9 protein-coding genes and 2 pseudogenes are annotated in these 11,942 nt (G+C 60.4%); 4 read left to right on the plus strand and 7 right to left on the minus strand.

All coding sequences use genetic code 11. The features are described 5' to 3' along the window. Nucleotides 1–8 precede the first annotated feature (8 nt). A complete protein-coding gene (locus JMY24_RS06640; protein WP_128585143.1) occupies nt 9–1,157 on the minus strand; it encodes a c-type cytochrome in 1,149 nt (382 codons plus the stop codon). A gap of 346 nt (nt 1,158–1,503) precedes the next feature. Here JMY24_RS06640 and JMY24_RS39565 point away from each other — a divergent pair. After that, nucleotides 1,504–1,672, plus strand: a pseudogene (locus tag JMY24_RS39565) (DUF1269 domain-containing protein); the annotation flags it as partial. Nucleotides 1,673–1,874: 202 nt separating this feature from the next. Here the strand turns inward: JMY24_RS39565 and JMY24_RS39880 are convergent. Further along, nucleotides 1,875–2,083 (minus strand): annotated as a pseudogene (locus tag JMY24_RS39880) (hypothetical protein); the annotation flags it as partial. A gap of 228 nt (nt 2,084–2,311) precedes the next feature. Between JMY24_RS39880 and JMY24_RS06650 the strand changes: the two are divergent. Next, nucleotides 2,312–2,563 (plus strand): hypothetical protein, encoded by a 252-nt coding sequence (locus tag JMY24_RS06650; RefSeq protein WP_128596266.1) that lies wholly within the window; start codon nt 2,312–2,314, stop codon nt 2,561–2,563. A gap of 138 nt (nt 2,564–2,701) precedes the next feature. Here the strand turns inward: JMY24_RS06650 and JMY24_RS06655 are convergent, their stop codons facing one another. Together JMY24_RS06655 and JMY24_RS06660 are read right to left on the minus strand one after the other, a co-directional pair. Further along, nucleotides 2,702–4,462 carry a winged helix-turn-helix domain-containing protein gene (locus JMY24_RS06655; RefSeq protein ID WP_128596267.1) on the minus strand — a complete coding sequence of 587 codons (1,761 nt, stop codon included), beginning with the start codon at nt 4,460–4,462 and terminating at the stop codon, nt 2,702–2,704. 42 nt (nt 4,463–4,504) lie between these two features. After that, complete coding sequence (locus JMY24_RS06660; protein ID WP_236597324.1) at nt 4,505–5,749, minus strand: MFS transporter; 1,245 nt, start codon at nt 5,747–5,749, stop codon at nt 4,505–4,507. A 688-nt stretch (nt 5,750–6,437) separates the two neighbouring features. Between JMY24_RS06660 and JMY24_RS06665 the strand changes: the two genes are divergently transcribed. Both JMY24_RS06665 and JMY24_RS06670 read left to right on the plus strand, forming a co-directional pair. After that, nucleotides 6,438–7,151, plus strand: coding sequence for a glutathione S-transferase family protein (locus tag JMY24_RS06665; RefSeq protein ID WP_128596269.1), 714 nt, complete (start codon nt 6,438–6,440; stop codon nt 7,149–7,151). Between the two features lie 195 nt (nt 7,152–7,346). Next, nucleotides 7,347–7,661 carry a hypothetical protein gene (locus JMY24_RS06670; RefSeq protein ID WP_128596270.1) on the plus strand — a complete coding sequence of 105 codons (315 nt, stop codon included), beginning with the start codon at nt 7,347–7,349 and terminating at the stop codon, nt 7,659–7,661. A 531-nt stretch (nt 7,662–8,192) separates the two neighbouring features. Here the strand turns inward: JMY24_RS06670 and JMY24_RS06675 are convergent. From JMY24_RS06675 to JMY24_RS06685, 3 genes are all read right to left on the minus strand, one after another. Beyond that, complete coding sequence (locus tag JMY24_RS06675) at nt 8,193–8,987, minus strand: DUF2182 domain-containing protein (RefSeq protein WP_128596271.1); 795 nt, start codon at nt 8,985–8,987, stop codon at nt 8,193–8,195. 45 nt (nt 8,988–9,032) lie between these two features. Continuing rightward, complete coding sequence (locus JMY24_RS06680) at nt 9,033–9,635, minus strand: DUF1326 domain-containing protein (RefSeq protein WP_128585140.1); 603 nt, start codon at nt 9,633–9,635, stop codon at nt 9,033–9,035. Between the two features lie 148 nt (nt 9,636–9,783). Further along, nucleotides 9,784–10,641, minus strand: coding sequence for a DMT family transporter (locus JMY24_RS06685; protein WP_236597325.1), 858 nt, complete (start codon nt 10,639–10,641; stop codon nt 9,784–9,786). Between the last annotated feature and the right edge of the window lie 1,301 nt (nt 10,642–11,942).

The following is an 11,942-nucleotide window of genomic DNA, read 5'->3' on the forward strand; positions in this document are numbered from 1 at the left end:
CTGCTCCGCTAGGGTTTGGCTGCGCTGATGGCGCCCGGGCCGCCTTGCGATTGGATGTAGGTCACGAGCGCGGTCAGCTCCTGCTCGCTCAGGTCGAAGTTCGGCATAATGGGTGCGAAGCCCTTCACGACGCGGGCCTTCGGGTCGCGGATGAAGGCGCGCAGATAGGCTTCGTCCACCTTTGCGGTGCTGCCGTCCGCCATCGTTTCGGTCTTGCCGTACAGGCCCTTCCATGTGGGGCCCACGCGCGGACTGCCGTCCACGGTATGGCAGGCGAAGCAGCCCTTGGCCTCTGCGAGCGTCTTGCCCTGGTCAGCAAGCGCCTGGGCGTTGCCGCCTGCAGCGGCGGTTGCGGCCTGCACCCTTGCCTGCTGCCGCAGCGCGAACGTGCTCTGCTTCGCCAGCCAGCGCGAGAAGGCTGCTTCGTCTTCTACCACCACCACGCCGCGCATGTTGGAGTGCCCGATACCGCAGAGCTGCGCGCACAGGATGTCGTAACGCCCTGCCTTGGTCGGCGTAAACCAGAAGGTGGTCACCATGCCGGGCACCATGTTCATGCGCGCACGGAACGGCGGTACGTAGAAGTCGTGCAGCACGTCGCGCGACCGTGTCAAGACCTGGATCGGCCGGTTGAGCGGCAGGTGTACCTCGGGCGTCTCGATCAGGTAGTTGTCACGGCCGTTGGGGTCGCCGGGGTTCAGGCCGAAGGGGTTGTCGTTGCTGATGTAACGGACGTCCGTCGTGCCCAGCTTGCCTCCGGGGCCGGCAAAGCGGAAGCGCCATTGCCATTGCTGGCCGAGCACTTCCATCTGCAGCACGTTGGGCGGCGGCCGTACGAAGTCTGCGTAGACGAAGAGCCCCGGTGCCAGCAATGCTGCCACGCCGACAGTGGTCAGCCCGATCAGCCACCATTCCAGCCGCCTGTTGTGCGGCTCGTAAGCAGCGCGATGACCCCTGCGGTTGCGGTAGCGCACCAGTGCGATCACGATGAAAAGGTTGATCGCGATGAAGAGCGCGCCGGTAATGACAAGCGTGATGGTCAGCATGTCGTCCATGCGCACCCAGTTCGAGGCGATCGGCGTGATCCACCAGGGACTGGCAAAGTGAAACCCCACCGCCAATACGATGATCAGGAACAGGGCAATCGCAAGCGACATAGGTCACCTCGCTGCGCGTCACTCGCTGGAGCCGCTAACAAAATGCTCCTGGCGTCGTTGTGCCGCCTTGCCGTACTTCGGGTACTGTCTGCGCCGGCGCTTGTGCCAGGACCGCTTCACTGAGCGTTATAAGCGGCTCTAAATCAAAGGTAGTCCTCTCCTCTGCATCGCGCAAGGCAGCGCAAGGGGAAAGGGCGCCCATATACGGATCGCGCGAATGGAGGAGTCACTTGCCGCGTGATGCAATGCAAAGCGGCCGCCTCCAGGCATTGGTCGCCGAGGCGGCCGTTTCCCGAGGGCGCCGGCTGTTTAGGTCTGTTCACGTGTGCGACGTGCGTACGACGACTTGCTGCAAAGCAGCGAGGTCGCGCACTCTGTCGAACGCGGCGTGGCGCTCGGCGGTGCGACTGGCGCGCTTCTCGGCCTCGTGGCTCTGGTGTACCGCTCCCGCGGAGCTCGCCATTGCGGGCGGCGCCGTCGTCGCAATGACGTTGGCAGGTGCTGGCTTCGGCGCTTCAGAAGACGGCAAATAAAGCACGTTAGTGACGGACGAACGTCGCCAGACGACCCAGGTTGTGTGGAACCCGATGGAATTTCATTGCGGCGTGTGACCCTGACCCAGCGACGCGTTTGACTGCCTTACGGCTATCACGGCGTCGACGAGAAGGTGAACCCCGCTGATGCGTTCCAGGCGAGGTTAAGGGCTCTGTTTCGGGATCACGCGGGGTGCTCATCCACTCCCAGCCGCATCGCCTTCATCGTCTTCTTAAAGCCCAGGATTCTCAGCACTCGCGTGAGATTGTAGGCGAGTACGTCAAACTCATCTCGGTACCTACATTGGGCAGCCTGCGCGTCAGGAAGTGCGTGTAGCCCATCCAATGCTTGAACGGGACGCCGGATGCGATGACCGTGCGCCGGCGAACCGTCGAACATGTCTTTGGAACGATGCGCGCGGCCCTTCGAGTAGGAGTCCGCAATCTGGCACGCGTTAACAATTTCTTTAGATTGAGTCGATGGCGCAGGAGACGGTCTGATCGCAGTATTGACGAAGCGATAGCAACGCGACGCCGCGTTCTCGCGGGAACCGTCCGGGATCGCCTTACGGCCAGTCATGCATTGACCGTTTCCGCACTTGTGGATAGGAGACAATTGACATGAAGACGATTCGAATTGTGGCAATCTGCGCCATCGGCATGTTCCTGGGACACGCGTGGGCACAAGACAAACCCGTACCGTCGGGAACCGCACCGTCTGCTCAGGATGTCGGAGGCGTCACCGACGCGTCAAGGGGTGAAGCGGGAATGGTAACGAGTACAGCACGGCAGCAGGTCTACCCGGACCTCAGCAACTCCCAGCAATCCGGGGAGCATAGCCGTATCGTGAACAATACGTTCCGCCACCATTGACTGCCGCGCAACGGCTTTGCGCGACCGCCGTCCCGCACGATGAGTGTCCGCGAAAACACTCATCGCGCGCGTAACGGTGGCAGGCTACAGATCTGCCCGGGACTCTTCCGCCGAGCCGATGGGGCTTTGCTCCCAGGCTCAGTAGCCAATATGCTTTTCGACACTCCGGAACCGCCCCATTGACCGAAAGCGATGGAACCATACGTTGGTACGAAGTTCACACAGGCGCGGCGAATGTTCGGCAAGCGCAACGTCGAGCCAATGAAACATCTCGTCCGGCTGGTCGAGCCTCGCGTAAATTTCCGCAAACAGAAACGGCGACGTATAGCGCCTTTGATGCCTCGCCATCAAGTCCTGCAAATACCATTGCAGGACCTTTTTATACCCCCCGGAGTCCCAGACCGTGCGAATAGTCTCTGCGCGGGCGAATTCGTTGCACCGCGTGAGTGCATCGATGGTCGCTTCGACAGCCTCCTCGTATTGACCCTGCTCCTCATATGCGGTTGCCAGTAGCTGATAGATAAGCGGGGAGCGGTTGCCATGCCCAGTGTTCTGGCATTCCCGAATCACTTCGTCGTATTTGCCCGCCTGTACGAGCCCAAATACGCGTGACCCTTCGAACCCGAGCGGGTCGACCTTTTCGGCACGCTCGAACTGGGCTCTGCCTTCCGCTTCTCGCCCAAGCACCAGCAGGAGTCTTGCATACAGGCGGCTCGTTTCAGCGTGGCTTGGGTTGAGCCGTAACGCCTCGAGGAACTCCTCCTCTGCCCGGTGCCAGTCCCAGTCATAGAAGTAGTGCACGCCGGCTAGCGCCTGGTGAGCCTCTGGAAGATCTGCGTCTAGCTCCAGTGCTCGCAACGCCGCCTCCCGCGCTCTCGGGTGGCCCTCCGACGGTGCACAGACCCCGTGTGTCGCCGTGGCGCCGAAGACGTTTGACATCCCCACATACCCGAGCGCGTAAGTCGGGTCCCGTTCTAGCGCGCGCTCGAAGTAGCCGCGCGCGCGAACGAAGTCCTCGTCGCTCAGCGCGTGATGCGCGGCAAACCCTGCATCGAAGTGCACGCGGCGGGTCCAGTAGTAACGCCCGCGCAGGTAGGCATCGTGCGCTGCCGGATCGACCGGCAAACGTCTCGCCAGCATGTGCCGTTGCTGTTCCGCGAGCGCTGGCGATACCTCCTGGGCGAGCGCCGTTCCAACCTCTTTCTGGATTTCCAGCGCTCCGCTCGCCATCGGCTCATGCGCGCGACTCCAGATCTGTACCTGGTCGAAGCAACGAATCAGTTGCGCCAGAATACGAATCTTCACGCCGTCCCGCTTGAGCGAACCTTCCAACACGTAGTCGATCGATAGTTCGCGCGCGATCTCCGCGATACTTTTGCTGACCCGTCGGTAGCGGGCGGCCGTCGTCCTCGAAATGACAAGGATGCGCTCCGGATCGAGCATGCCGACATTGGCGGAGGTTTCGTCGGCCAGCGCGTCGCAGAAACTGTCCTGGCCGGAATCGCCGGTCTGGTTTTCGAACGGCAGGACCAGTATCCGCACGGCTTCCTGCGGGGCGGGTACCGATTCCTCCGACACGGGCCGCACGTTATTCAGGCGATAGCCTTTGCCCTTCACCGTGATGACGTGCTGCGGGTTCACCGGATCATCATGAAGCGCGACGCGGATTTTTCGAATCGCCGTATTGATGCTGTTGTCCGTTTCTCGATACGCATTTGCGCCCCACAGCGCTCTCACGATATCCGCACGCGTGACGAGTTGCCCGTTACGGGATGCCATCAGGATCAGCAACTCCATCGGTAGACGCTCGAGACTGACCTTCTCGCCTGCACGGCGCAATTCGTAGCGCTGAATGTTGAGTTCGACATCCGCGATCCTGACGGATTCTGGCGGGTTCATCTGTGCTCCTGCTATCGCGGGTTCCTGTTCGCATCGACGACGTCAGCGCGCCGTCCGCTCTCGCTTCATCCCGAATGACGCCGCGAATGCAAGCGCCGAGCACAACACAATGACGAGCGCGGGCGCGGTCGTCCAGTGCAGACTGGAAACGATGATATTCGCCGCGAGCGGCGTCAGTCCCAGCGACGCGGCCAAACCGAGATTCATGGCGGTGGCAACGCCGCTGAATCGGACGTCGACTGGAAACATCTCTGCAATCGCGCACGCGAAGGTTCCGTTGGCGAGCGAGGCGACGACGCCGGCCATCACGAACAGCACAGGCAGGCTGGCGTAGTGACGGGCGGCCGCAATGAAGAAGAACGGTGCGAACAGCGCGGACAAGACGGCTCCCGACCTGAAAACATAACGGCGCGGCATCAGGTCGCCAACGTGCGACGTCACGAGAATGCAGGCTGCCACGACGATCAGGTACCGCGTCTGGGCACTCGCGATCTGCTGCGCGTCGTATCGAAGCCCTTGCAGATAACTTGGCGTGAATCCGATAAAGACGCCACCCGACGCACCCACCAGCAGACATGCGGCAGCGCCTGTCGTCAGGGGAGCGAAATGGTTGCGAAGCAGGGCGGCAAGAGGCTCGCGATGCCGGGCGCCAATGGCCCGCGCGTATTCGTCGGTCTCCGCAAGGGTCCGGCGCAGGGCAAAGCTCAACAGCCCGACCGTCCCACCAAGCAGGAAGCCAATCCGCCATCCGAACGCATTGACTTGCTCGGGTGTGAACGCCCATTGCACCGCAAGATTAATGCTCGTCGCGAGAAGCAACGCAAGGTTGACCGCGACGAACACGATGCCGCACAGAACACCAGGCCTACCACGCGCGGTTTCAACGGCGTAGACGACTGCTCCTGGCAGCTCACCGCCCAGGCAGAGACCCTGGATGAGCCGGAGTACGAGTAGAAGCGCCGAGGCGGGCGCGCCCCATACAGCGTATGAAGGAAGTATTCCAATGAGGAGTGTCGAAACAGAGGCGATCATCGCGGACGACACGAAGACGAGGCGCCGGCCATGCGTGTCGCCGAGCCGGCCAAGGAAGATGCCTCCCACCGGCCTGGAAAGGTACCCAATGGCCAGCACCGTAAATGACAAGGTCTCCGGCGACATGCCACTTCGTGGTGGAAAGAACTCGCTGCCGATGCTTCGCGCGAAAAATCCGAAGATGACGAAATCGAATACCTCGAGCGCTCCCCCGGTACTGGCGACCAGAATGGTCCAGCGTTGGTGCGCTGTCATCGACTCCTTTCGGAATGGGAGCGAATCGTCGAGCATGGAAATCCCTGATATCGCCAGGCACAACGACCATTTTAAGTGGACGTCCGCCGGAGAGACGTGTTCAGCCACCACCATGTCAATCTGGCTTCCACGATGGCGCATGATCGTTCTGGCTCAAATATGATGGACGACAATCCACTTAGACGAAAGGTCTTTAGTTTCGCCTTGTGTTCCGTGATCGACAGATACGCTGGATACTTCATCGAAACGCGAAGTTTCGTCGAATACAACTGCGCTACCGGGTACGTTAATCCTTTTGGGCACCCGGTAGGATGTCGACTTCCACCTCCATCGCGAACGGTTTCATTCTCGACTGCTCACACTGGTCGATGCGCGGCCGCGATCGTTGACTGCAGGACGGTTCGCCCCGAAACGGAGCAGTCAATGGCGGCGTTCCTGGCTGCATACGCATGCAGAGCCAGCAACGATATGGCGACGTTTGCCCGCTCTATGCAGCGGACCCTACGACCCGCGGACCGGAACTCGAACGATGCAGGAGCCGTGCATTGCGAGCCGTTTGCCTTGGCCGCAGACGCATAGCGGCCGGCTATCCCTTGGAATGGGCAGAATGAAGTAGCATGGCCAACGAATGTCCGGTATTTCTCTCTGACGTTAGTGAATTGGTTCCTGTCGCAGAAAAGGAGTGCTTATGCTGACGCTTTACTCCTATCCGGATCTCTTTGGCGTCGCCGATAACAATCCCTTTGGTCTGAAGGTATTTGCGTTCATGCGATTGTGCGGGCTCGCCTTTGAGCATCGTCATGTCCTCGACACAAGCCCTGCGCCGCGTGGTCAATTGCCTTACCTCCTTGATGGCGACGATACGATCGGCGACAGCGACAGCATCATCGCTCATTTAACACGTCAGTACGATCTGGACATCGACCGCGCGCTTTCGCGAAAGCAGTTGAATCTGGACTATATGATCCGTCGAACGCTCGACGACCTGTACTGGATCATGAGCTTTTCACGCTGGCGCGACGAGCGCTTCTGGCCGTCCTTTCGCGACGCCGTGCTTGCCGCCCACCCGGACGTTCAAGCGAATGATCTTGAAGCCGCTCGCGAATACAACCGCCTGCGGTACCACTATCAGGGCATTGGCCGATATGAACCGGAGCAGGTCTATGCGCGAGGTATCGCGAATCTGCGCGTCGTGGCGGATCTGTTCGGCGACACCAGCTATGTTTTCGGCGGCGATCCTGCCACCGTTGACGCAGCGATCTATGGCTTCGTCGCCAATATCTATTTTTACGAAATCGATACACCGTTGAAGCAATACGTGCTCTCCCGTCCGGCGCTCGTGCACCATTGCGAAGCCATCCATGACCGGATCGGCACGACCGGGAGCGATTCGGCAGTGTGAACGACCCCTAAGGCATCGGATAATCCGAAGACGGCCGTATTGCTTTTATCGTATGGCGCAGACCCATGCATGAGAGATAAAAATCATCTGACTGCACGCCAGACAGCGGACGAATGGCGCGGAACCGAGGAAACATCGCGGGTCATAAGCAGGAGTAAGAAGCTGGAGAACTTGAATTGCACCGGGAGTAAATAGATGAAAAATGCAAAACGACCTGTTGCTTTTGTCATGCTCACGCCCGTTTTCTTTATCCTGTCTCTTTGGGTCTCTGCTTTCCCGCACGAGTACGCCCATTCGATAATCGCATGGCTGTTCGGATACAAGCCGAATCCTTTCGATATCGATTACCGGAGCTTTGACTGGAAGAACGTACTGTTGCTGGAGAACAATGACCTGTTCTGGATAAGTATGTCGATTCTCTTTGGCATGCTTACTCCGATTGTTGTAATCGTCTTCTGGCCGGGACGGGATTGGGCAAAAGAGCGCGAGCGGGCCTATCTGGCGTATTAGGGCGGTGAGGTTGTGAAACTCTGAGCGACAAATTGAAGCCGCTTTCGGCCGCTTCCAGACGCGCACGTCTGGTCGAGTCTCGAAAGCCCGGCGGGACGGTCCCCGGCCGGGGTCGTCCGCGAAGCGGGCGTTCACCTCCATCGGGGCTAACGACAGCAAAATTACATGGCTGGCGAGTGTCGGCAATGGCGGATGACGGAGTCTTCGTCTTCGTCTTTGGCATTCGGATGGCCGGTTGTGGGGGGCGGAGCCGACGCCCTGAATGTCCCACCGGCGACGGGTGTGAGCGGCGCTTTGTGCCAACCCGGAAGTTCTTGGGAGGCCGGTGGTCGATGCGGGCCCGGTGCTCGGCGAATTTCCGTAGTCGACCCTGAGCAGCCATCGGTGCCGGCAAAAGCAGACGGTCGCGAACGCCGCATTCCGACAGCGACGATCTTACTTCGGTAGAAGCGGCCCCCACATTGGGGCACTAGGGAAAGCGGTTCTAACAAAATTGGCAAGCATCGACGCCAGACATCGCAGCCAGGCCGATCAGGCCTGTCGAAGGACGTTGACGACGATCAGCGCCGCCCATCCCAGCAGCGCGGCGCCTAACGGCGTGCTCAATTTGCGACCCTGGGGCAGATTCTTTTCTGCCGACATCACCGCGCCGAGCGCCAGCATCCATCCAATGCTGCCGGTGCCGACGGCAAACATCAGGCACATCAGCGTCCAGCAACATCCGACGCAAAACAGGCCATGACGTATCCCGAGCAGGAAACTGTTCCGACGAACGTTGCCGCCGCGCCACTGCTCGCTGACAAACATCAGCGGAGACCGGCACTTGTCGAGACATCGATACTTGAGCGAACTGAATTGATACGCGCCAGCGAGCCCCAAGATTGAGGCACCGACGACCCACCCATGCCACACCAGCCACGGTGTCCGCCGCACCAGTTCGTGCAGGCCGGCATCGCTTGCGTGGGCAAACAGGCCGAAGACGCTCCACACGGACAAATAACCGAGCATCACGAACAGCAGCAGGCGCTTCCGGTCCGGGAGCGCGGCTGTCAACCGCTCGAATATCTGCAGCAACGGAAGCATTGTTGGCAACATCATCGCCACGATCATCAGTAGCCACGCAGCGGTATGCAAAACCGCTGGAATGACGGTGAGGCCTGCCGGGGCCACGCTGCACAGCCCGGCCAGACCGGTTTCAGACCAGTCGACTTGATGCAGGTAGCGCGCGTACGGGCTGCTGTCCCAAACCCATAGGGTAAGCCACGCCGCGGCGACCAGCGTGACCGCCAGCGGCACGAACAGACGGGGTTGCGAAGTCGCACTCATTGCGATGCCCGGGCGGTATGTCAGCGACTGCGGTTGCGAGGTGCATCACGCCTGGAACGTGAAATACCCCTGGATGGCGTTGTGGCCGCTCAGATCAAGGTCGATGCCGAGCTTCTGATCCTGCATCCGGAACGTGCTGGCCTTTCCGACGAATGCAGGAGAGCCAGGAATCGTCGAGAAAATGCTTTCGACCAGTTTGGTCGGCTCGCCTGTAGGTCCAAGATAGGGTTCGAGTTCGGCGTAGGTGGTGTTGCCGACCTTGAGAGTGCCTTTACCCTCGCGCACATCGAAATCGATCGCGGCACGCTCGATCGCCACGATGTCGCCGAACAGTTTGGCAAAGTCGGCTAGTGGGCCGCCCCGCTCACCCCGGTAGACGCTGGCGAGCGCTTCGAATTGGGCATCGCTGGCACGTTCGTCGACGAAAATGATCACCCGCCAGTTGCCTTGCAAGACGTTGCCCGGGATGAAGCACGCAAGCGCGATCGTCAGCCCCGAAACATCCACGTCGTCCACCGCCCCCTTGTCATAGTGATAAGCGACTGTCGACCTGCAAGTGCCGTTGTCGGGATCTTCGCCGATCCAGCACGGGCAAAGCACCTTGCACTCGCAGACTTCCAGTAGGCGTCCCTCCAGGCTGTAGCTCATGATGACCTCCGCTGTTGTGCATTCCCCGGACATGATCAGTACCAGACTTTAAATATATGCACCCCGTGCCCACGTGGGGAGGCTGGGATAAAAGAAATCCCATGGCGTCGGCGCAGCGTCTTGTGTGGGTTCGCGACTCGCCATGCTTTTACGCCCGCGTGTCGTGCTGGGTTCCCCGACCCACCACAACCAGGGCAATTCCTCCGAGGATTGCTAAGGAGGCCAACACGATTCGGATGGTCGCGCTCTCTCCAAGAAATCCGACTGCGCCGAGCGTCGCGATGACCGGCACGCTCAACTGCACCGTGGCGGCATTGCCGGCTTTCAGACCGGGCAACGCCGCGTACCAGATGGCGTAGCCAATGCCGGAGGCCACTGCGCCGGAACCCGTTGCGTACCAGAAACCGGCGCAATCGATCGAAGCGTGGGCGGACATGGCGGCGCTGAGCGCAGCGGCAAGTGGGACAGCGCGCAGGAAGTTGCCGGCCGTCACCGCGGTGGGATTTCCCGTGCCCTTACCGCGCAACGAATAGATGCCCCAAGCGACGCCCGCGCCGAGCATAAGGACAGCGCCTCCGGGAGGTGGGGCCGAGAGACCGGGAAGCAGCAGCCCGGCAAGCCCCCCCAACGCGCATATCAATCCGATCCATTGCCGGCTTTCAAAGCGTTCGCCCTTTCGGATGCCGTAGCCAATCATGGTCGTCTGCACCGCGCCGAACAGAAGCAGGGCTCCAGTGGACGCCGGCAGGCTGAGGTATGCAAACGAGAATGCGGCAGCATAGGCGAACAGCGCCAGCGCCGACAGCCAGTTTCCGGCGCCGCCCAGCCTGCCGCCCCGGAGCCGCACTATCAGCGAGAGCGCCAGGGCGCCCGACGCGATGCGGACTGACGTAAAACTCGCTGCATCGATCCCGGTGCCCTTGAGGGCCAGCCGGCATAGCAACGAATTCGCTGCAAACGCCACCATTGCAAGCAGCGTCAGGACAGTGACACGCACGGGCGACACTGAAAATCTCTCTAAAAGCCCTGAATCTTCCGCCAGTATCCGGCCGTTGCGCTGCCAGTGCGAGCGGCGATCGTGTTGGGGCGATCCACAGTCGACGGTCGGGGCGGCGCCTGGTTCAGAATGGTGGCACTGAATGCGAATCGACGATAGCCGTGCAAGCAGATCTGCTTCTGGACTCTCGGACCGGGTTTGATGTTAGCGGATTGACGCACGTGCCCCGGCATAGGGATGTTCGCAATTCCCTCGTGTGCGACATTGGCGGCCCGAGGCAGTCACACCGTCCATTCGGGGCATGTCAAAGAGTGCGTTGTCTATATCAGCAGTCCTCCGCACTGCACAAAGAAGGTCTCGTACGCCCGTTCGGCAGGCGTCGTGGCATCGGTCTGTTGCTGGGCGTCCGCGCCTGAGAGACTCCCCAGAATTGCCAAGCTGAGACTTGCATGAGGAGCAAGACGACGCGTCTTCAAGGCACGTTCAGGACGCACGTTTTGCTGTCTGCTGTCTGCTGGCGTATGGCCCGGTGCCGTTCATACCACTATCGCAAAGGTTGTAGCGCGCATTACCGCGGAATGGCAGCTTCCCGGCACAGCTTTCGAATGGCCGCTTCTTTAATTGGGCGGTCAAGGGCCAATCTCCGAACGTCTTTTGCGCGGGTCACGCTTCTTTCCGCAGTCGACTCGTCAATCACGGCGCGCTGCACGCATTGGCCGGACAGGAATGCAGAGCCTCGCTCCTGGGCGCGCTCGGGCGCGGCAGTCAGTTGCGGCTGCTTCCCGACAATCGTCCACGCTTCGGACTCTTCCAGCAAGGTTCAGTTTTGGTGAGCGGTTTGCATCATGCCGTCGCCTCCATCGACCCGCAGCGGAAGTCGGAGCAATCCACCCATATCTTGTGCAGAAGGAAGGCAAGTTAGCGGGTCACGGCGACTACAGCCCGGCGATTACGTCGGCTCCTGGGGGTTGAGCCACGATACGCGTTCGTCAACAGCCCAAACCACAGCCGGGCTGGGCCTGCCTCGACACAGACGATACGAACGCCCGTTCCGCTGGTGGATTCTGGCCTTTAATCTGGTCGATATTTTAGGTGTCAAACAATTGGTGTCTGGACGGGCGCGTGGGCAATCGTGGGCGATATGGCGTTCCATAGCCGCTCCTCACGAAGACCTATGCACTAACAAGGTCTTGCATACAGGTCTAGAATGAAATCTAGTACCGTCGTACATCAAAATGCTTCTCCGGAAACGGGAAGCGGTCGGCGACGCGGCTACAAATCCCAAGCAGGACGGTGTCCTTCACTGCATA

The sequence above is a fragment of the Paraburkholderia kirstenboschensis genome, assembly GCF_904848585.1.
Classification (GTDB): domain Bacteria; phylum Pseudomonadota; class Gammaproteobacteria; order Burkholderiales; family Burkholderiaceae; genus Paraburkholderia; species Paraburkholderia kirstenboschensis.

Coding starts and splice junctions, on each gene's coding strand:
- JMY24_RS06640 (WP_128585143.1), bottom strand. CDS start 1,157: ATGTCGCTTGCGATTGCCCTGTTCCTGATCATCGTATTGGCGGTGGGG.
- JMY24_RS06650 (WP_128596266.1), top strand. CDS start 2,312: ATGAAGACGATTCGAATTGTGGCAATCTGCGCCATCGGCATGTTCCTG.
- JMY24_RS06655 (WP_128596267.1), bottom strand. CDS start 4,462: ATGAACCCGCCAGAATCCGTCAGGATCGCGGATGTCGAACTCAACATT.
- JMY24_RS06660 (WP_236597324.1), bottom strand. CDS start 5,749: ATGACAGCGCACCAACGCTGGACCATTCTGGTCGCCAGTACCGGGGGA.
- JMY24_RS06665 (WP_128596269.1), top strand. CDS start 6,438: ATGCTGACGCTTTACTCCTATCCGGATCTCTTTGGCGTCGCCGATAAC.
- JMY24_RS06670 (WP_128596270.1), top strand. CDS start 7,347: ATGAAAAATGCAAAACGACCTGTTGCTTTTGTCATGCTCACGCCCGTT.
- JMY24_RS06675 (WP_128596271.1), bottom strand. CDS start 8,987: ATGAGTGCGACTTCGCAACCCCGTCTGTTCGTGCCGCTGGCGGTCACG.
- JMY24_RS06680 (WP_128585140.1), bottom strand. CDS start 9,635: ATGAGCTACAGCCTGGAGGGACGCCTACTGGAAGTCTGCGAGTGCAAG.